We start from the raw sequence: 18,952 nt of genomic DNA, 5'->3' as shown, positions 1-18,952 counted from the left end.
ACGAGATGGAAGTCATTCTGCTCGACAAAATTGGTAAGCTGGGCGGCCTAGGTGACAAAGTCACCGTAAAGCCTGGTTATGGTCGTAACTACCTGGTGCCTTACGGCCTGGCAGTACCGGCAACAAAAGATAACGTTGAGGCGTTCGAAGCCCAGCGTGCTGAGCTCGAAGCCCAAGCGGCCGAGCGCAAGGCAGAAGCTGAAGCACGCGCTGAACAGCTCAACGACATTGAACTGTCGTTGGTCTCTAAAGCGGGTGAAGAAGGCAAGCTGTTCGGCTCAATTGGTCCTCGTGACCTGGCAGACGCCATTTCGTCTGCAGGCATCGAAGTTTCCAAAAGCGAAGTACGTATGCCGCTGGGTCCGATTCGCCAGACCGGCGAATACGACATCGCGCTTCACTTGCACGCTGAAGTGGATGCCGCAGTACGCGTCGTCGTCGTCGCAGAGTAAGTACTGCAAGACGGGCAACGTCTTAAAGGGCGCGGGGATTTCCCCGCGCCCTTTATTATTGGTAGACAGTCAGTATTTGTAGACAGTCGAGCGTGACGCTAACGGTAGTGATTGCGATCATCGGCGGCTAAGATATAGCGTTTATTGACGACGCCGTCGTGTTTAAAGGAGCTCGTTATGCAGGACCAGCCACCCGCTGACAAGGAAACGGCAGCCCTCAAGCTACCACCCCACTCGCTAGAGGCAGAGCAGTCAGTACTGGGCGGGCTGATGCTGGATAATCAGGCCTGGGATGGTATTTCCGACCGCCTGGTGGCCGACGATTTCTATCGCTACGAGCATCGCCTGGTGTTCAACGTGATGATCCATCTGGCTGAGTCCGGTCAGCCGATGGACGTCGTGACGCTCTCCGAAGCACTTGAAGACCGCGATCAACTGGATACCGTGGGCGGGCTGGCCTTTCTGGCGGAGCTGGCCAGAAACACCCCCTCGGCAAGCAACATCCGCGCCTATTCAGATATCGTCCGCGAGCGGGCCACGCTGCGCAAGCTGATCCGAGCGGCCAACCAGATCGCTGAAGGTGCCTTTGCCCCCCAGGGGCGTCCGGCCGATGAGTTGCTTAACGAAGCCGAGCGGCTGGTCTTCCAGATTGCCGAAGAGCGCCCCAAAACCGGCGGCCCGATTGGCATGAGCGACCTGTTGACCAAAGCGGTTGACCGCATCGACGAGCTGTTCAATCTCAAAGGCCAGATGACCGGCTTATCGTCCGGCTTTCGCGATCTCGATGACATGACATCCGGGCTCCAGCCGTCCGACCTGGTGATCATCGCCGGAAGGCCCTCGATGGGCAAAACGACCTTCGCTATGAATTTGGTCGAGCACGCCGTCATTTCCAGCGATAAACCGGTGATGGTGTTTTCCATGGAGATGCCAGCGGAATCGCTGATGCTGCGGATGTTGTCTTCACTGGGGCGCATCGATCAGACCCGCGTGCGTACCGGGCAACTGGAAGACGAAGATTGGCCGCGACTGACCTCAGCGGTAAACCTGCTGAAGGACAAGCAGCTGTTTATCGATGATACGGCGGCGCTATCGCCCAATGAAATGCGTTCGCGAATTCGCCGTGTCGTGCGCGAGCACGGCAACATGGCGATGATCATGATCGACTATCTGCAGTTGATGCAGATCAGTGGTTTCTCCGAAAACCGCACCGGCGAGATTTCGGAAATTTCGCGTTCACTGAAGGGGTTGGCAAAAGAGTTCAACTGTCCAGTCGTTGCCCTTTCGCAGTTGAACCGTTCCCTCGAGCAGCGCCCCAACAAGCGTCCGGTCATGTCGGATCTGAGGGAATGTGTGACAGGTGACACCTTAGTGACCCTGGAGACGGGTGAACGGGCACCCATTCGCGAGCTTGTAGGCCAAACGCCAAACGTTATCTCGATGGCGGAAAGTGGAAAACTCCAGCCAGCGAAAACGGACTTGATATGGTCAGTTGGTGTCAAGCCTGTCTTTGAAGTAACGCTTGCGAGCGGTCGGAGAGTCCGTTGCACCGGCGAGCATCGCCTTAAGGCGCTGTGGGGCTGGAAAACGGTTGCCAGCCTGGAAACCGGGGATCGGCTTGCTATTTCACGTCAACTAGCTGAACCAGATAGTCCCAGTGTCTGGGATGAGCATGCCATCATCTTAATGGCACACCTGCTCGGTGATGGTAGTTATGTGAAAGGCCAGCCACTGCGTTATACAACGGCCAGTGAAGCGAACAGCGAAGCAGTAACCCAGGCCGCAACACAATTTGGCTCAACGGTAACGCGCCACACTGGCAGGGGGAATTGGCATCAATTAGTGATCGCCGGCAATGGAAACCGCTGGCATGCGAGTGGCGTTGGGGGGTGGTTGAAGTCACTGGGGGTATTTGGTCAGCGCTCTGCTGATAAACATATTCCCCGGGAGCTTTTTAAGCTTTCCAACGACCAGATTGCCCTTTTTCTGCGGCACCTTTGGGCAACAGACGGCAGTATTACGACCGATGCCAATCAGCGAACACGCATATACTTTTCCACTGTTAGCCGCCGACTGATTGACGATGTTGCCGCCTTGCTGCTGCGTTTTGGCATTGTGGCCCGCATTAGGCGCGTCGTGTCTGGTGAAGGCGGTGGATGGTACACCGCCGACATCTCAAGCGTTGAGCAGCAACGTCGCTATGCTGAATATATCGGGGCGTTTGGCCATCAGAAAGACGCCATGGACAATTGGCTTGCCTCTGCCGTGGCTAATAGCAATACCAACATCGATACACTTCCTCAGGAAGTATTTGAGTACGTTAAAAAAGCAATGGGCGCTAAAGGTATCAGTCAGCGCAAAATGGCATCGATGCGAAATACCGCACATGGAGGAAGCGCTCACTTCAGCTATTCTCCCTCTCGTAAGACGCTTAGTCACTATGCTGACCTTTTAGAGAACCAGGCGCTGAAACAAATCGCGACCAGTGATTTATTTTGGGACAAGGTCGTCGAGGTTCGTGCTTGTGGAGAAGAAGAGGTCTTTGATCTGACGGTACCGGGTAATGCTTGTTGGTTAGCCAATGATATTGTTAGCCATAACTCGGGCGCTATCGAACAGGATGCCGACGTTATCGCCTTTGTTTACCGCGATGAGGTCTATAATCCAGACAATCCGGATAATCAGGGTATCGCCGAGCTGATTATCGGTAAGCAGCGTAACGGTCCCATCGGCACCGTGCACATGGCCTTTATCGGCCGCTATACACGCTTTGAAGATTTGGCGCCGGATAGCTACGGGGAAGCTTTCGGTGATTAACTTGAGACCGGGAGTCAGGTTCGTATAATGCCCGGCCAATCAGCAAACAGAACGGGAGCACAGCATGGCAGGTGGTTTTCGGCGCGGTAATCGTCAGCGTCTACCCAAGTTAGAAGCGCGCGGGGAGTTGCAGTCGCTTGAACGCGAAGGGCCGTTCAAGGAGTGGCTGGGCATGCCTGACCTTTACCGCTACTACATCGAGGTCGACGGCGAAAAATACAGCTACCAGACGGAAGACTCGGAGTTGCCGGTAACAGTGGGCGATAAAGTGGTGTTTCGTTACAAGCAGACCAAGGCGGGCAACTGGATCGATCGCAATTCGCTGGGCAAGGCCATCGACCCTTCCGAATACCAATAGCAAAGGCGGATGGTCAGGAACTCTCCTGGGGCTTCATCGTCTTAGCTAGAACGTGACACTGCAACAAAAATGCCATTATGTTTCGGCATGCTGTGCCACTGAAACGCTAATAACCCAGGAGGGAACCATGGAAATGACGTCACTCAAGGCGTTCGTTGCCCAACATGACAATTTTGAAATACGCGTCATCAGCCACGCGGGCAGCCGCTTTTATCAAGTGGAGCTGGAAGACGTTGAAGGTGAGCGCCACATGCTGACCCAACGGGGCAAGCCGATGATGTTTCGGGCGCTGGATGATATCTACCTGGAGCTGAAACGCGCCGATATTCACCGCGCCTATCTGGTTCAGCACGTCGCCCACGACGAAATGATTGGCCGTGATGCCCACTATAGCGCCCCGTTAAGTTCGCGTGTGCCGCTGGTTTTTTAAACCTTGTGCATGAGCATTATGAGGATCCGTTAGACCGTTTTTCCCACCATTGGCCCAGTCGCACCCGGCGGCGGGCAAACCACCGATAGCCCCAGTTGAGGGCGCCTTTCAATCCCGGCATGCACGATAGCCAAACCAGCCGCCGGTATCCCAGAACGGCATACAGGGCGCGGCTTGCTTCCATGCCGATGTACCAGTTGCCCTGGCTGTCTTTTACGTGAAGCAACCCCATCATGGCGTCGAACTCACCCCGATCGTGGGTGGCGTTGAATGCATCGCTCTGAATGTCCACCAGCCGAATGCGGTCCTGGTGTTGGTGACGGGAAAGCCAGTTGACCTCCACGCGGCAAAAAGGGCAGTGACCATCGTGGTAAAGCGTCGCAGGCGCACTGGCGTCAAGCGGGCTGAATCGACTCATGAGGTGGTCTCCTTTGTATAGCCAGCGGTATGGTGGGGCTGCCCGTAACCCGTCGAGGTTTCAAGCTGATCGAGAAATTGCTGTGCCTGTTGATGAATGGCTGATCGCTTGTCAGGTGCCATGCGATCAAGCGAGCCATAAATCAATTTCATGCGCGGATTCTGCTGTAACGAGCCGCGGTGTTGCTCGAGGAAATGCCAGTACAGACTATTGAAGGGGCAGGCCTTCTCACCCGTGACCTGGTTGGGTGAGTAACGGCAGTGTTGGCAATGGTCTGACATCTTGTTGATGTATTTGCCTGACGCGCAGTAGGGCTTCGACCCCATCTGGCCGCCGTCGGCGTGCAGCACCATGCCCAGCGTATTGGGCAGCTCCACCCATTCGCAGGCATCGATGTATACCGCCAGATACCAGTCGCACAATGCCTCCGGCTTGACCCCGCATAGCAGAGCGAAATTGCCGGTCACCATCAGACGCTGGATATGGTGCGCATAGCCGTTATCCATGGTCATTTCCACTGCTCGCTTCAAGCAGTGCATATCGGTCTTGGCGTCCCAATAGAAGGCAGGCAGATCACGCTCGAAACCTAACGAATTGCGGCGCTTGTAGTCGGGCATCTGCGTCCAGTAAAGCCCCCGTACATACTCGCGCCAGCCAAGTATCTGGCGAATAAAGCCCTCAACGGCGTTGATAGGTGCTTGCTCATCGAGATAACGCTGCTCAGCCGCCTGGCAGACCTCCTGGGGGGAGAGCAGGCCGATATTGAGCGCGGCCGACAGGCGCGAGTGAAACAGGAAGTTGGAGCTTTCACTGATCGCATCCTGATAGCGGCCAAAATCACTCAGGCAGTGGTCAAGGAAATGGCGCTTGACCGCATCGAAGGCGGCCTGGGTCATCTTTTCGTAGTGATGCCTGGGTGGCGTCGGAAACGCCAAGTCGCCCTTGATTGGCTCGCGGTTATCATGATCAAAATTCCACTGACCGCCCATCGGCTCATTGTCTTCCATCAACAGCCCCGTGCGTTTGCGCTGCTCACGATAGAAGTACTCCAGACGAAGCAGCTTGCGCCCCTCAGCCCACTGGCTGAAGTCATCGGGTGTCGTGAAAAAACGATCATCCTCGTGAAGCCGCCAAGGCAATTCGGCGGTTTGACGGTTCAGCATGGCTTCATAAAGCCGCCATTCGCCGGGGCGCGTCACGCGTATCTCATCGCAGCCGTAAAGCTGGGCCAGGCGCTCCGCTTCCCTGATCAACGAGTGGCAGTTGTCAGCATCATCCAGATTGCTGTAGTGGACCTCGAAGCCCTGTTGGCGCAGCTGGTAGGCAAAGTGGCGCATGGCGGCGAAGAACAGACCAAGCTTATGGCTGTGATGGGGAACGTAGCTCGCTTCGTCGGCCACTTCGCAAAGGACGACGACGGCATTGTCAGGTGCCTGACGCAGCGTCACCAGAGAAGACGACAGCTGGTCGCCAAGCACGAGGAGTAAAGGCTTAGACATAAATTGACCCAACTATGTACAAATAATGTTAATAGTATAACTTTATGCCGCCGGTTTGCAGAAAAGTGGTAGGATTTATTTTTCAAGGTGCTGTCAGCAGGAGTGAATATCATGACCGAGCAAGTCGCAAAGGATCAGCCGGGCGAAGGTCGCCTAATGCATGCCCCCAGCGACCATCCCCCTGTGCCCCGCGCGAAGGTGGGCGTGGTATTGGCAAACCTGGGTACGCCGGATGCCACCGACTACTGGTCGATGCGTCGTTACCTGAGCGAGTTCCTGTCTGATAAGCGGGTGGTCGATTACGCCAACTGGAAGTGGCAGCCGTTGCTACAGCTGATCATCCTGACCAAGCGGCCGTTTTCATCCGGCAACGCCTATAAAAGCATCTGGAACAACGAGCTGAACGAAAGCCCGCTATTGACCACCACCCGGGCGCAAACGCAGAAAATGACCGAACGTTTGAAGGCGCTCTACGGCGACGATGTGGAAGTCGATTTCTGCATGCGCTACGGCAACCCTTCGACCGAAAGCGTGCTGAATCGACTGAAGGAAAAAGGCTGCGAAAAAATCGTCTTCTTCCCGCTTTACCCCCAGTACGGCTCGCCCACCACGGCGACGGCCAACGATCAGGCGTTTCGCACCCTGATGAAAATGAAATGGCAGCCGTCCATCCGCACCGTACCCGCTTATTTCGATCATCCGGCCTATACGGATGCGCTGGCTAACTCGGTGCGGGAAGCCTACGAAGGGTTGACGTCCCGGCCGACCAAGCTGGTCGCCAGTTATCATGGTGTGCCCGAGCGTTATCTACTCGAAGGCGATCCCTACCATTGCCAATGCCAGAAAACCACGCGCCTGCTGCGAGAAAAGCTGGGGTTCAGCAAGGAAGAAGTCGACACCGCCTTCCAGTCGCAGTTCGGCCCCGAAAAGTGGGTGGGCCCCCAGACCGTTGATCACGTAGCAGAACTGGCCAAACAGGGACACAAGCACATCGCCATCCTGTCGCCTGCGTTTTCGTCGGACTGCGTCGAGACCCTGGAGGAAATCAAGGAAGAGATTCACGACAGCTTCATGGAAGCGGGGGGAGAGACCTTCAGTTATATTCCCTGCCTGAACGACCGGGATGACCACATCGATGCGCTAGTGGCAGTGGTCAACAATGAATTGTCGGGGTGGTTGCCGCGTACTTAATTGACTATAACCATTTAGCTATGTGGTTATCTTAAACATAGGTAAATGAAATTCTAGAATGTCGTCATAAAAAGGCCTGCGTTATCGATTGGATAACGCAGGCCTTGTTTTGGGAGGAGCGAATTTATCGATCGCCTATGAGGTTTGCATTGAAGGTGTTGTGCCTGCCGATGGCGCGTCGTCGGTTATAGGTTGGGTTCGCCAAATGGCGATATTAGCGAAACCATAGAAAATGGCGATGGCAATTACCAGCATGTGGAACCACAGAAATGGCAGGTAAGTTAGCGTCGAAACACCCAGCGTTGCGGCCATGAAAACCCCGCCGTCTGTCCAAGGGACCATGGGGGTGGTGATAGTGCCACCGGCTTCGGTATTACGTGAAAGAACGCGCCGATCAATTCCCTGCTTATCGTAGTTCTTTTCGGTGATCGTGCTCGCGGTGATTAATGAAACGTAAGCTGCGCCCCCGAAGAAGTTCCCAAAGAAGCCGCCGAGCATTGTCGAGATAGTGAGTCGGCCGGGGTTGTTGGCCCAACGCAGGAATCCGTTGCTGATTGACTGAAGAATACCAACTCGCTCCATTAGGCCACCAAGCCCAAGCGCAAACAAGATGAGGGCAATAACGCCGAGCATCGACTCAATGCCGCCTCGATTCAGCAGTGTGTTCAGAAATTCCACGTCGGATTCAATGGCGTTACCCACATAAGCAATTCTAATTGCATCAATGGGCGCGACTCCCTGAGCCCACCAAGCGCAAATGCTTCCTAAAACCGCACCGAAGGTGATGACAGGAATGGAGGGGAAACGACGCGTCAGCAACAAAATGACAATGGCAGCGGGCAATAGAAGCCAGGGGCTGATGGTAAAGTGGGATTCAAGTGCCTGCATGGCCATCGTGGCCCGAGATGTGTCGGCACTATCGTCTACGTAGAAAAAGCCGACCACTAAGAATAACACGGAAGCAATTAGAATGGCGGGGACGCTTACCCACATCATGGACCGGATATGGTCGATCAGACCCACCTTGCATAATGAGGCCGTCATGACGGTTGTATCGGAAAGCGGTGACATCTTGTCACCCACATAGGCACCAGAAATAACCGCACCGGCCACAAGGGGAAGCGGGATGCCAAAGCTATGACCTATGCCCATCATCGCGACACCTGCTGTTCCCACGGTCCCGAATGACGTACCAGTGGCAAGTGAAGTTAAAGCACAAATAATAAAGGCGGCAAACAGGAAAATCTGCGGATTCATGACTGATAAGCCATAGTAGATAATGCTAGGGACGATCCCCCCGGCAATCCAGGTGCCAATCAGTGCCCCAACCGTGGTCAGAACCAAAACAGCTTCCATACCGTTATGTATGCCATCAATTAGCCCCTTCTGCATGTTCTCGTAAGAAAGCTTGAGTTTTAAACCCAGAGCCATAACTAAAAACCAAGAGGCAAAAAGAGCCAACTGAATGGGTAATTGCAACACGTTGATACTGACAAACATGATGGCAATAAAGCCGACCATGACGGCCAGCACTTCCACCATGCTAGGGAGCCTTGTTTGCGTTACAGATGAAGACATAGTGTTTCCTCTACGATTGTTTTGGGCTTGTGTATCGAGGGTTAAGAAGTGAACCGACTCAGTCGGTAAGGGAATACATCAGGCAATGGGTTGGGTGTGTTGGCTGTTGTTTCTCCTTGTCTTGCTAGGTTGGCAATAATTTCCGCGGTCACAGCGGCTTGCGTGAGGCCAAGATGGTGATGCCCGAAGGCCAGCATTACTTTGCCGTCGTTCACGCAGTCTATGATGGGTAAAGAGTCAGGCAGGGAAGGTCGAAACCCCATCCAGGGGCTCGCCTCGGAGATATCAAGGTCCGAGCAGAAGAGTCCTCGGCTCAACTGATGGAGTTTCCATGCGCGTTCCATGTTGGGAGGTCGCTCTAGCCCGGCAAACTCGACGGTGCCTGCTAAACGCAATCCTTCCTCCATCGGTGTCATGATAAAACGGCGTTCCAGAGAGGTAATGGCGACGGGGAGGCGTGCTTTTTCATTGGGAAGCATCAGGTGGTAGCCCCTTTCTGTATCGAGCGGCACCTTGCTACCGGTTAGCGAAGCCGTGAGTTTGCGCGAATGGGCACCACAAGCGATCAGTACTTTGTCGGCATGTATTGCCTCGGTTTGGGCCGTTCGTAACGTTACACCTTGGCTATTTGTTGATCCTGAAAGGACTTCTTCTTGTATGAACCGCACGCCATTCCGCTGAGCATTCATTACTAGCGCATTGGACACTTGCCACGGGTCTACTACATGGGCGGTGTCGGGGAAGAAGAGCCCACCTTGTATTGAGGTGGAAAGTTGCGGGGCGAACTTCCTAATAGCGTCACCCTGCCAGTGATCCGCCGCAACGTTTTGGGCGTTCATTCGTGACTGCAGCGCTTTTATCTCCGGAACGGATGCTTCGTTCTCGTAGATCAGAAAAGAGCCGTCCTCTTTCAATAATGCCCTACCATCGATCGAATCGAGTAGTCGGTGCCATGCGGATAAGCTGGATTGATTGAGCGCCCGAATCCCAGCAGTACTGGCTTGGTAAGGAGTTTGGCGAAGGTTTAAAAGTAGCTTGGTAAACCACGGAAGGGCTTTGGGTAGATATTGCCAGTCAAGACGTAGCGGCCCCATTGGGTCTAGCAGCATGGAGGGAATTCGCCTCAAAATTGATGTGTCGGCAATAGGGAATACCTGTTCGGTTGCCATGTGTCCTGCATTACCGAAAGAGGTTCCCAGACCTGGAAGCTGTTTATCGATAACAAGCACCTGCCAGCCTTGCTGACTGAGTGCCAAGGCGCAGGCTATCCCGATAATGCCAGCGCCGACCACAACGATCTCGGCGTCAACATTGTGCGGAGGCGAAGAGGTATGTGCCATAAAGCTGCGTCCCTTTTTAATTTTGTCGATTGTATAAAATATAATGTATGTATTTTTTGAGTGCAATATGTATAGGGCGAAAAGTAGGTGAGGGGATAGATATCAGGGGGGGGCTTCGGAAGGCTTCAAGGCGGTCGGCTAAGGTAATACGGAACAATGAATTCCGGAGTCCTCTGTCACCAGGCTTGCTAACGCTTGTCGGGTACGATGGCTAGCTGAGGATGGAAAGGTATCATCCTGCCAGTGGGGGAAACGCTGTTAGGGCAAATTAACGAAGCTGATAACGCCACCCGCATGGCTCAGAGGTAAGCAGCAAGCGGCGATTTCTATGAGGTGAGTTGCAGTGATTTCGTGGTAGGAGCGAAATGCATGAGGCTTTAGCTAGGTACCTTCTGTATTGAGCGTGCGTTCTTTTAGCAGGCTGACAATCGCCTCGCAGGCTTCCCGAATATGATTCTTTAATAGTTCGCAGGCTTCATCGATACTGCCCTTGCGTGCCAACGCTAATAAGGCATGGTGCTCCTCTTCAGCTTTCTCTATTTCTTGGGTATAGAGGAGTTGCATACGGATATAGCGATCAGATTTGGTGTTTAGTTGGTTAATTAACGCCAGTGTTTCGGGAAGCTCGGATGGCGCATATAAGGTGAGGTGAAAAGCGTAGTTGTACTCGCTCCAATTATTGATTTCCCCGCCTGTATTTAATGCTTCATCGTATTTGCGCAGTATATTGTCGGCTTTTTGGAGGTCGTCTTCTGTCAGCTTGGGTATAGAATGCCTAAAAACATAGGTCTCAAGCAGGATACGAAGCTCAAACAGCTCTTGTATTTTGGCAACGGAGAGCTCAGTAGTGAAGGCCCCACGATGGGCATAAAATTCGACCAAACCTTCCGATTCAAGGGTTAACAAGGCTTCGCGCACGGGGATACGACTAACGTCGTAGTCTCTGGCCAGTGCGTCCTGACGTAACTGCGTGCCGCCCTTGAATTCGCCGCCCAAAATGCGACTGCGCAAATCGTCGGCGACAAATTGTGCGCGTGTTTTATACGTAGCCATAGCCCCAACATTTACCAAAACAATGTTTGCACATTTTATACAAAATGCGCCGAGTGTCTATGTCTGCAGAGTGGCTTGCTTGAAATATCACTAATTAGATATGACGTACTTAAGGCATAGCTGGATATGGTGAGTCGCTAGTGGTGGAAGCGACGTCGATAGCAGCCGCTCTCCGGGTAGCTGAGAAGAGCGGCTTAATCATTGTTTATTTTATGGGGCGCTGCCCATCGACCAGACGGTCGAGCGCAAGGGGATTATCGTCGGCGAGCTCCTCGGGCAACAATTCGGCAGGTAAGTCTTGATAACAGATGGGGCGAAGGAATCTGAAAATGGCTGCGGTACCCACTGAGGTGGTACGTGCATCTGATGTGGCTGGGAAGGGGCCCCCATGAACCATTGCATCACATACCTCTACGCCGGTCGGCCATCCGTTGACCAGTATTCGTCCGGCTTTTCGTTCGAGTACCGGTAACAGGGCACGCGCGGCTTCAGTATCATCGTCTTCCATGTGCAGAGTTGCTGTTAATTGGCCCTCGAGGTGTTCGGCCACATGGCGACGTTCGGTTTCGTTTTGGCAGACCACAATAAGTGATGTTGCGCCAAACACTTCGGCTTGTAGTGTTTCATCGGCTAAAAAGTCAGTTGCGGAGGTCATAAACAGGCCTGGCCGACACTGGTTGGGGCCTTGCTCGTTCTGCCCACGCGCCACTTCCTTGGCTTTACTAGTGGAAAGCGATTTTAAGCTAGCATCATAGGCTTCATGAATACCTGGCGTGAGCATTGTCTGTGCTTCGCTGCCTTCCAGCGCGCGCTTCGCGGCGCTGATGAACGTATCTAGTTCTGGACCCTGGACCGTGATCACTAATCCTGGGTTGGTGCAAAATTGACCCGCACCCATGTTCATGGAGCCGATAAATGCTTCACCTAGTGTAGCTCCCCTCGATTTAAGTGCCTCCGGCAGTAGAAAAACCGGGTTGATTGAGCTCATTTCTGCATAGAACGGAATGGGTTCGGCGCGCGACTTGGCCGCTCGCCATAACGCTAGTCCTCCGCTCTGCGATCCTGTGAAACCAGCGGCTTTAATATTCGGATGGGTGACCAGGGCATGGCCAACTTCGCGACCGGAGCCAAAGATAAGTGAAAAGACCCCCTCAGGTAGGCCGTTTTGAGCAATGGCTGATTGTATCGCCCGCCCAACCAGTTCACTGGTGCCAGGGTGAGCAGAATGGGCTTTCACAATCACTGGGCACCCGGCCGCAAGCGCCGAGGCGGTGTCTCCCCCCGCTACAGAGAAAGCCAGTGGAAAGTTGCTAGCTCCAAAAACGACCACGGGGCCAAGGGCAATATGGTGTTGACGAAGGTCGGCGCGAGGTAAAGGGCGTCGTTCGGGAATCGCGTTATCAATACGTACATCAAGCCACTCACCGGCGCGGACGGTTTTGGCAAACAGACGCAGTTGCTGGCAGGTGCGCCCGCGCTCGCCTTGAATTCGGGCGTGGGGTAACCCTGTTTCTTCTACGGCACGATCAATCAGCTCTTCGCCAAGTGATTCGATATTATCGGCGATGGTTTCAAGAAAATTGGCCCGATCGGTCAAGCGAGTTTTACGGTAGATATCGAAGGCATCCCAGGCGAGTTGGCACGCGCTATCAACGTCTTCTTGCGTCCCGCCGGGGTAGCCCGGTTCAAGACGGTGGTTCGTGGCTGGGTTGGTGGCGAAAATTGCATCACGCTGGCCACGAATGGCTTGTTGGCCGATTAACATCTTGCCTTCAAGGGTCATGGTCGTCTCCTTAGTGGGTGTCGAGAGCGTATTCAGCATCGTTTTATTTATTGTTCAGGGATTCGCACCACTGTGAGTACCAGCGACGGAATAAATCATACTGAGCTTCTACATAGTGACGCTGGGCATCGCTTAGCTGGTCGGTTTCATTAAAGTGCAATGCGTATTCAGTATCACCGTTAAGTACCATCAGGTGTTTGTAGTACAGGACGAGGTCTGCCCCTTCATCAAAAGAGGAAAGTACGCTTAGCGCATCCTCAAGCTCTTTGGCTTGACGGCGAGCCTCAACGTCACCTTGGGCGGCTTTTTTACTCAGTGATACAAGATGCAGGACTTCGCGCGGAAGGGCGTTGCCAATGCCTGTGATAGCACCTGTTGCGCCGCAATTTACGAAGCCATGAAAAACAGTGGTATCGACACCCACCATAAGCGTTACTTTATCGTCCTGAGAGGTGATGTTTTCAGCCGCGTAGCGTAGGTCATCGGCACCGCCGAACTCTTTAAAGCCGATTAAGTTGGGGTGCTGGTCACGTAGCTCGAAGAATAGGTCAGCGCGGGTGGCAAAACCGTAATAGGGGCTGTTGTAAATAACCGCAGGCAGGTCCGGTGCAGCTTGCAGTATTGCCGAGAAGTGGGCTTTTTGTGCGGCGACCGACGTACCGCGTGACAGTACCCGTGGAATTACCATTAGTCCTTGGGCGCCTACTTTGGCGGCATGGTCAGCATGGGAGATGGCTTCTTTGCTATTGACTGCACCTGTCCCGACGATAGTGGGAATACCAGCTTTAACAAGGCGTTCGACGCCTTCTTGGCGTTGTGCTTCACTTAACAGAGGCCAGTCGCCCATCGAACCGCAATACACAACACCACTCATGCCGGTTTCGATTAACGCGCGCCCTTTGGCGACCAGGGCGTCAAAATCAGGTTGCCGGTCGGCGTTGCAGGGAGTCATCAGCGCGGGTATGCATCCGGTGAAAATTTGGTCGTTCATTGTCGTGTTTTCCTTTTCGGATAGGTGATTGATAGTTGTTGCATGCTACTGAGTCAGCGCCTTGTTTGAGCTTGGCGTGTTGGCGCTGGGTGTTTAAAGCGGTGGTGACGACGCCCCGAGTCGTTTGGTCAGGTTAAGGGCGTCTCATGAGGTAATCCCCCATGCGAAGGGATCCTGTTCATCAATAAGCAAGGTGGCGTCTGCACTGAGGTAAGCGTGCCCTTTGATATAAGGGCGAATTTGCTCTCCTTCCCACTCGTAATAAGCTTCGAACTGGCTTCCGCAAATGCTTGCTTGCCGCCAGGTGGTATGGGGTGGCAGCTTGCTGTCTGCGGCTAGACAGGCGAGCTTTGCGCTTGTACCGGTGCCGCAAGGCGAGCGGTCATAAGCTTTGCCCGGGCAGAGAACAAAATTGCGGCTATCCGCCTCTGGGTCATCCGCAAATAGTTCGATATGGTCGATCAAGCCTTGATTCGCGCCGGTAATGCATGCTGCTTCAAGGCCTTGACGTACTGCCCAGGTGAAAGCGGTTAATGCTTCTACATTGTCGAGCCGTAACGACTGCCCATGGTCACTGATAAGGAAAAACCAGTTGCCTCCCCATGCGATATCTCCGTGGACGACTCCATAGCCCGGTACATCGACGGAGACTTCACGACGGTACCGGTAGGCAGGCACGTTGCGTACGGTTACGGCGCCATCTTCATGAAGCGTTGCGCTCACAGGCCCCACTGTGGTGTCAATGTAATGCTCACCTGGGGTGATAACCCCCAAGTGGTACAACGACGCCACCAGGCCAATGGTGCCGTGACCGCACATGCCTAAGTAGCCGGTATTGTTGAAAAAGATTACCCCGCAGGTGGCGCCAGGTGATACCGGTTCACAATATAGAGCGCCTACCAACACATCATGCCCTCGGGGTTCCAGCATGCTGACGCGCCGCCATTGATCGTGATGCTGCCTAAGGTCATCGCATTTTTCCGCGATGGTTTTGCCTGCCAGAAGTGGAAAGCCTTCCATGACGAGTCGGGTAGGTTCACCTGCCGTATGGGAGTCGATGACACGGATTTTCTTCATGGAGCACCTTGTTTGTCGTTTTGCGATAGCCAGGTTTTCAGTGACAGGATATTCGTCGATTGTCTTTTTTATATTTTATACAATTTTAAAACACGTTTGTGAAGCCAAGATGGCAATGATTTGATGTCAGTGGGCTTAAAAGCTGGGAGAGAAACGTGCCAAACAGGGACACAAGCACATCGCCATTCTGTCGCCTGCGTTTTCGTCGGATTGCGTCGAGACGCTTGAGGAGATCAAGGAAGAGATTCACGACAGCTTCATGGAAGCGGGGGGAGAGACCTTCAGTTATATTCCCTGCCTGAACGACCGGGATGACCACATCGATGCGCTAGTGGCAGTGGTCAACAATGAATTGTCGGGGTGGTTGTAAGCGAACACGTGATCTCTGCTATTTGTTTCTTTTTGTCATAGGCCACCTTCGGGTGGCTTTTTTATGTCTGTAGTCACCAACGGATGCCGTATAGAGGTGGAAAATATATGTACAATAGTTGTACTGTATAAGATATGATGTTTACGTTTAGAGTACGCCTTCTACCAGGCGAAAATCGAGATGACACATCAACACCATTTACCGGAAAAAGTCTGCGTTCACTGCCAGCGCCCATTTACTTGGAGAAAGAAATGGGCGCGATGCTGGGATGAGGTCCGCTATTGCAGCAAACGCTGTCAGCGCGAAGCCCGGATAGCAAAACGCGCTGAGGAGAACTGAGCATGAACAGCACGATCGATATCGTCTGGCTGCACGACGACCTCAGAGTGACAGATAACCCACTGATGCGCCTGGACGATCTGCCGGATCATCTCGTCTGCCTTTATGTGCTTGATGAAGCGTGGCTGACGCCCTTGTTTGATGACGCCGATGTGTTGCGAATTGGTCCGGCGAGGCTACGCTTTCTATGGCAGTGCCTGATGGAGCTACGCGGCGAGCTCTTGCAGCGGGGCAGCGATCTTCTGGTGCGAATCGGCGATCCTGTCGAGGAGGTTGTAACGCTGGCTGAACAGCTCCAGGCGCGTAAAGTCAGAGTTGCCGAGCACGTTGGCGTAGAAGAGCAGCAGCACATCCAGGCGGTCAGCGATCGGCTTTCGCCGACAATCGTGGTTGAGCGTCATGAGTCGGGTCGGTTGATCGACGAACAGGCCCTGCCGTTCGATCTATCTCAACTGCCTGAGAGTTTCTCCGCCTTTCGGCGCCAGGTCGAGAAGCACTGTGTCATTCCCCCCAGCCTGGCGGCACCGGTTACCTTGCCTGCCTGGCCCGACGCGCCACGTGGCTTTCCGCCGCTGAACAAAGTCTGTGCCGTCAGTGCGGGTTGGCAACCGGATGAACGCCAAGGGCTCGATTTTGTGGGAGGAGAGGCGGCTGGCCGCGCACGCCTGCACCAGTATATCTGGCAGCAACATGGTCCGGCGACCTATAAGAAAACCCGCAACGGACTTTTGGGGGCTAATTTTTCTACGCGTTTTTCACCCTGGCTGGCCCATGGTTGCATATCGCCGCGCCAGGTGCAGGATGAGGTCAAAGCCTGGGAGTCACTGCACGGGAGTAATGAATCCAGCTACTGGATTGGTTTCGAGCTGCTGTGGCGAGAATATTTTTTACGCGCGGCGCAACTGGAAGGCGAGTCGCTATTCGGTCAGGCGCAGTTGCCTGCCACCAACGCAGACTTCGATGCCTGGCGCAATGCCACGACAGGGGTGCCGTTTATCGATGCCGCGATGCTGGAACTGAGGAGCACGGGGTGGATTTCCAATCGTGTTCGCCAGAACGTGGCCAGCTTCCTGGTCAAGGATCTGGGCGTGGATTGGCGACTGGGTGCCGCCTGGTTTGAGCACTGCCTGCTGGACTACGATGTGGCAAGCAATTGGGGGAACTGGCGCTATATTGCCGGGGTGGGTCGTGATCCGCGTCAGGACCGCTACTTCAACGTATTGAAGCAGGCAGGCCACTATGACCCTAAAGGGTTTTATGTGGCGCACTGGTTGCCTGAACTGGAAAATTTGCCCAATGGTCTGGCTCGGCATCAGCCATGGCGAGCCGCCGCTGAGCGTTTCCCGGCCCCTCGCGTGGCCCCCGAGGCCTGGCAACGCTGGTTGATCGATGAAGGTCAACTGGAAGCAACGGACGAGTAATGGTTGGACGAGTAACTGATGAGAGTATCCATGGAAGATCGCCGTACCGCCTGGTTGTTGGGGCTGGCAGGCTTGTTGCCGTTCCTTTTGACGCTCTGGTTGGCAGGGTGGGGGCCAGTCGCCTGGCAAGAAACCGCAGTTCGAGCGTTCTTGTATTACAGCGCGGTGATCCTGTCGTTTCTGGGTGGCACGCACTGGGGAGCGGCGCTGCAAAACCCGCAACCGGGTCATAACCATCGGCTGCTGATCGCCATGGCGCCGAGCCTGATTGCCTGGCCTGCGTTACTGTTCAGTCCACTGTGGGGGCTGGTCGTGCTGGGTGTCGGCTTTATGTTTGTTTGGGGGTATGATCTCAGCCGCAATGGGCGCTTTGGTTGGCCAAGCTGGTACTGGCAGCTGCGCACGCTATTAACCGTGATCGTCGTACTTGCCCACGTCGTCTTGTTGACTCGCCTGTGGTGATCAGGCTCTAGTAACCTAAAGCGTTCTGCGCCATCATCGGAGGCTGCCAAGGACTGCCTTAAGGAAGCCATGATGTTGTATAAAATGACGTTGTATAAAAAGCTGACAATTGCCTCGGTCAGCGCCACGTTCGGGATGACGGCCGTATTGCTTTTGAGCCCTCCGGTACTTGCGAACCAGCAACTGATGACCGAGGTGGATGCCCAGGTTGCGGAAGACATACAGCACGAGAGCTTTAGCCAATGGCGCGACGCCTTCCGTCGCTACGCCAAGGATCAGGGCATCAGCGAAGCGACGCTACGTGAGGCTTTCGATCAGGTCCGCTACCGCGAACGGATCATAGAGCTGGATCGCTACCAACCCGAATTCGTGCGCCCCATCTGGGAATACCTTGATACGGCGGTTTCCAGCACCCGCATCAACAACGGGCAGGATCGGCTTGCAGAACATCGGCGTACGGCAGAGCAAATGGAACAACGCTACGGTGTTCCCGCCGAAATTATTGTCGCCATCTGGGGTATCGAAAGTAATTACGGTAGCAACTTCGGTGATTTCTCCACCCTCGAAGCATTGGCGACGCTGGCCTTTGATGGCCGTCGCCAGCAATTCGCCCGCGAGGAATTACTGGCTGCCTTACGGATAATCCAGCAAGGCGATATCGCCGCTGAGCAAATGCGTGGCTCCTGGGCGGGTGCTATGGGACATACTCAGTTCATCCCCACCAGTTTTGAAGCCTATGCCGTCGACGGTGACGGCGATAACCGCCGCGACATCTGGAAGAGTATTCCTGACGTCATGGCGTCAACGGCCAACTACCTGGACCGCGCGGGCTGGCAGCCTGGCCAGCCCTGGGGCGTTGAGGTCAATCTGCCGGCTGACTACGACTACGCCCAGACCGGCCGTCGTGACAGTCAGGCCTGGGCAGAGCAGGGTGTGGAAGCCGTGAGCGGCGAACTCCCGCGTTTTGATAGTGCCGACGTCATTGTGCCTGCCGGGGCCGACGGGCCGGCATTTTTAGTAGGGCCCAATTTCCGCGCCATTCTGCGTTACAACAATGCCACCAGCTACGCGCTGGCGGTGGCAACGCTGAGTGATGCCATTGCCGGGCGTGATGGCATTCAGCAAGGCTGGCCGCGTGAAGAGGCACCTTTGACAAGGGATGATGTCCAAGCGCTTCAGCGCTATCTCAACCAGGCCGGTTACGACGTTGGCGGCGCCGATGGCATTATGGGACCCAACACCCGCCAGGGCCTGCGTGCCTTTCAGCGGGCTGAGGGATTGACCCCCGATGGCTTTGCGACACAATCATTGCTCGAGCGGCTGCGCCAGCGGGTTGAGTAGCTCTTCTTCCAAAGGATATCAGGACAGGAAAT

General features: G+C 54.4%; 17 protein-coding genes and 1 pseudogene. 10 read left to right on the top strand and 8 right to left on the bottom strand.

Annotated elements, in window-relative coordinates; translation table 11 throughout:
• Positions 1-5: 5 nt before the first annotated feature.
• The 4 genes from rplI (at position 6) to R3F64_RS16790 (ending at position 4,057) form a co-directional block, all read left to right on the top strand.
• A complete protein-coding gene (gene rplI, locus R3F64_RS16805) occupies positions 6-452 on the top strand; it encodes a 50S ribosomal protein L9 (protein WP_085919814.1) in 447 nt (148 codons plus the stop codon).
• Between the two features lie 177 nt (positions 453-629).
• Positions 630-3,269 carry a replicative DNA helicase gene (locus R3F64_RS16800; protein ID WP_199284898.1) on the top strand — a complete coding sequence of 880 codons (2,640 nt, stop codon included), beginning with the start codon at positions 630-632 and terminating at the stop codon, positions 3,267-3,269.
• A 64-nt stretch (positions 3,270-3,333) separates the two neighbouring features.
• Entirely contained in the window at positions 3,334-3,627 is a 294-nt protein-coding gene (locus R3F64_RS16795; protein ID WP_199284899.1) for a hypothetical protein, read from the top strand.
• 127 nt (positions 3,628-3,754) lie between these two features.
• On the top strand, positions 3,755-4,057 hold the full coding sequence (locus R3F64_RS16790) for a DUF6482 family protein (protein ID WP_085919812.1): 303 nt from the start codon (positions 3,755-3,757) through the stop codon (positions 4,055-4,057).
• 16 nt (positions 4,058-4,073) lie between these two features.
• Here the strand turns inward: R3F64_RS16790 and R3F64_RS16785 are convergent, their stop codons facing one another.
• Together R3F64_RS16785 and R3F64_RS16780 are read right to left on the bottom strand one after the other, a co-directional pair.
• On the bottom strand, positions 4,074-4,475 hold the full coding sequence (locus R3F64_RS16785; protein ID WP_199284900.1) for a thiol-disulfide oxidoreductase DCC family protein: 402 nt from the start codon (positions 4,473-4,475) through the stop codon (positions 4,074-4,076).
• Complete coding sequence (locus tag R3F64_RS16780; RefSeq protein ID WP_199284901.1) at positions 4,472-5,974, bottom strand: cryptochrome/photolyase family protein; 1,503 nt, start codon at positions 5,972-5,974, stop codon at positions 4,472-4,474. Before R3F64_RS16780 ends, R3F64_RS16785 begins: the two co-directional genes overlap by 4 nt.
• A gap of 111 nt (positions 5,975-6,085) precedes the next feature.
• On the opposite strand from R3F64_RS16780, the gene hemH reads away from it, so the two are divergent.
• On the top strand, positions 6,086-7,165 hold the full coding sequence (gene hemH, locus R3F64_RS16775) for a ferrochelatase (protein WP_085919809.1): 1,080 nt from the start codon (positions 6,086-6,088) through the stop codon (positions 7,163-7,165).
• 135 nt (positions 7,166-7,300) lie between these two features.
• Here hemH and nhaC read toward each other — a convergent pair whose 3' ends face one another.
• The 6 genes from nhaC to R3F64_RS16745 all read right to left on the bottom strand — a co-directional run bounded on the left by nhaC (position 7,301) and on the right by R3F64_RS16745 (position 14,987).
• Positions 7,301-8,743 carry a Na+/H+ antiporter NhaC gene (gene nhaC / locus R3F64_RS16770; protein WP_199284902.1) on the bottom strand — a complete coding sequence of 481 codons (1,443 nt, stop codon included), beginning with the start codon at positions 8,741-8,743 and terminating at the stop codon, positions 7,301-7,303.
• 41 nt (positions 8,744-8,784) lie between these two features.
• Positions 8,785-10,083 (bottom strand): NAD(P)/FAD-dependent oxidoreductase, encoded by a 1,299-nt coding sequence (locus R3F64_RS16765; RefSeq protein ID WP_085919807.1) that lies wholly within the window; start codon positions 10,081-10,083, stop codon positions 8,785-8,787.
• A 381-nt stretch (positions 10,084-10,464) separates the two neighbouring features.
• Complete coding sequence (locus R3F64_RS16760) at positions 10,465-11,136, bottom strand: GntR family transcriptional regulator (protein ID WP_085919806.1); 672 nt, start codon at positions 11,134-11,136, stop codon at positions 10,465-10,467.
• Between the two features lie 205 nt (positions 11,137-11,341).
• Positions 11,342-12,919, bottom strand: a complete 1,578-nt coding sequence (locus R3F64_RS16755) for an aldehyde dehydrogenase (NADP(+)) (RefSeq protein WP_199284903.1) — start codon at positions 12,917-12,919, stop codon at positions 11,342-11,344.
• A 43-nt stretch (positions 12,920-12,962) separates the two neighbouring features.
• Complete coding sequence (locus R3F64_RS16750) at positions 12,963-13,910, bottom strand: dihydrodipicolinate synthase family protein (RefSeq protein ID WP_085919804.1); 948 nt, start codon at positions 13,908-13,910, stop codon at positions 12,963-12,965.
• Positions 13,911-14,054: 144 nt separating this feature from the next.
• A complete protein-coding gene (locus R3F64_RS16745; RefSeq protein WP_199284904.1) occupies positions 14,055-14,987 on the bottom strand; it encodes a 4-hydroxyproline epimerase in 933 nt (310 codons plus the stop codon).
• 157 nt (positions 14,988-15,144) lie between these two features.
• Between R3F64_RS16745 and R3F64_RS16740 the strand changes: the two are divergent.
• The 5 genes and pseudogenes from R3F64_RS16740 to R3F64_RS16725 form a co-directional block, all read left to right on the top strand.
• Positions 15,145-15,357: pseudogene (locus R3F64_RS16740) on the top strand (ferrochelatase); the annotation flags it as partial.
• A 180-nt stretch (positions 15,358-15,537) separates the two neighbouring features.
• On the top strand, positions 15,538-15,696 hold the full coding sequence (locus R3F64_RS19455) for a DUF2256 domain-containing protein (RefSeq protein WP_085919801.1): 159 nt from the start codon (positions 15,538-15,540) through the stop codon (positions 15,694-15,696).
• Between the two features lie 2 nt (positions 15,697-15,698).
• Positions 15,699-17,117 (top strand): DASH family cryptochrome, encoded by a 1,419-nt coding sequence (locus R3F64_RS16735; RefSeq protein ID WP_199284905.1) that lies wholly within the window; start codon positions 15,699-15,701, stop codon positions 17,115-17,117.
• Between the two features lie 30 nt (positions 17,118-17,147).
• Positions 17,148-17,579, top strand: a complete 432-nt coding sequence (locus R3F64_RS16730) for a DUF3429 domain-containing protein (protein WP_199284906.1) — start codon at positions 17,148-17,150, stop codon at positions 17,577-17,579.
• 69 nt (positions 17,580-17,648) lie between these two features.
• Positions 17,649-18,920 carry a lytic murein transglycosylase gene (locus tag R3F64_RS16725; protein WP_233337376.1) on the top strand — a complete coding sequence of 424 codons (1,272 nt, stop codon included), beginning with the start codon at positions 17,649-17,651 and terminating at the stop codon, positions 18,918-18,920.
• The last annotated feature ends 32 nt before the right edge of the window (positions 18,921-18,952 follow it).

The organism is Halomonas sp. 5021 (genome assembly GCF_036663435.1).
Classification (GTDB): domain Bacteria; phylum Pseudomonadota; class Gammaproteobacteria; order Pseudomonadales; family Halomonadaceae; genus Vreelandella; species Vreelandella janggokensis.
This window is presented reverse-complemented; position numbering and strand designations above follow the sequence as displayed.

Bases quoted from the DNA above. Each gene is read 5' to 3' on its own strand.
- R3F64_RS16750 (WP_085919804.1), bottom strand. From the start codon at position 13,910: ATGAACGACCAAATTTTCACCGGATGCATACCCGCGCTGATGACTCCC.
- R3F64_RS16765 (WP_085919807.1), bottom strand. From the start codon at position 10,083: ATGGCACATACCTCTTCGCCTCCGCACAATGTTGACGCCGAGATCGTT.
- R3F64_RS16730 (WP_199284906.1), top strand. From the start codon at position 17,148: ATGGAAGATCGCCGTACCGCCTGGTTGTTGGGGCTGGCAGGCTTGTTG.
- R3F64_RS16800 (WP_199284898.1), top strand. From the start codon at position 630: ATGCAGGACCAGCCACCCGCTGACAAGGAAACGGCAGCCCTCAAGCTA.
- nhaC (WP_199284902.1), bottom strand. From the start codon at position 8,743: ATGTCTTCATCTGTAACGCAAACAAGGCTCCCTAGCATGGTGGAAGTG.
- R3F64_RS16780 (WP_199284901.1), bottom strand. From the start codon at position 5,974: ATGTCTAAGCCTTTACTCCTCGTGCTTGGCGACCAGCTGTCGTCTTCT.
- R3F64_RS16735 (WP_199284905.1), top strand. From the start codon at position 15,699: ATGAACAGCACGATCGATATCGTCTGGCTGCACGACGACCTCAGAGTG.
- rplI (WP_085919814.1), top strand. From the start codon at position 6: ATGGAAGTCATTCTGCTCGACAAAATTGGTAAGCTGGGCGGCCTAGGT.
- R3F64_RS19455 (WP_085919801.1), top strand. From the start codon at position 15,538: ATGACACATCAACACCATTTACCGGAAAAAGTCTGCGTTCACTGCCAG.
- R3F64_RS16760 (WP_085919806.1), bottom strand. From the start codon at position 11,136: ATGGCTACGTATAAAACACGCGCACAATTTGTCGCCGACGATTTGCGC.
- R3F64_RS16745 (WP_199284904.1), bottom strand. From the start codon at position 14,987: ATGAAGAAAATCCGTGTCATCGACTCCCATACGGCAGGTGAACCTACC.
- R3F64_RS16755 (WP_199284903.1), bottom strand. From the start codon at position 12,919: ATGACCCTTGAAGGCAAGATGTTAATCGGCCAACAAGCCATTCGTGGC.
- R3F64_RS16725 (WP_233337376.1), top strand. From the start codon at position 17,649: ATGATGTTGTATAAAATGACGTTGTATAAAAAGCTGACAATTGCCTCG.
- R3F64_RS16790 (WP_085919812.1), top strand. From the start codon at position 3,755: ATGGAAATGACGTCACTCAAGGCGTTCGTTGCCCAACATGACAATTTT.
- hemH (WP_085919809.1), top strand. From the start codon at position 6,086: ATGACCGAGCAAGTCGCAAAGGATCAGCCGGGCGAAGGTCGCCTAATG.
- R3F64_RS16795 (WP_199284899.1), top strand. From the start codon at position 3,334: ATGGCAGGTGGTTTTCGGCGCGGTAATCGTCAGCGTCTACCCAAGTTA.
- R3F64_RS16785 (WP_199284900.1), bottom strand. From the start codon at position 4,475: ATGAGTCGATTCAGCCCGCTTGACGCCAGTGCGCCTGCGACGCTTTAC.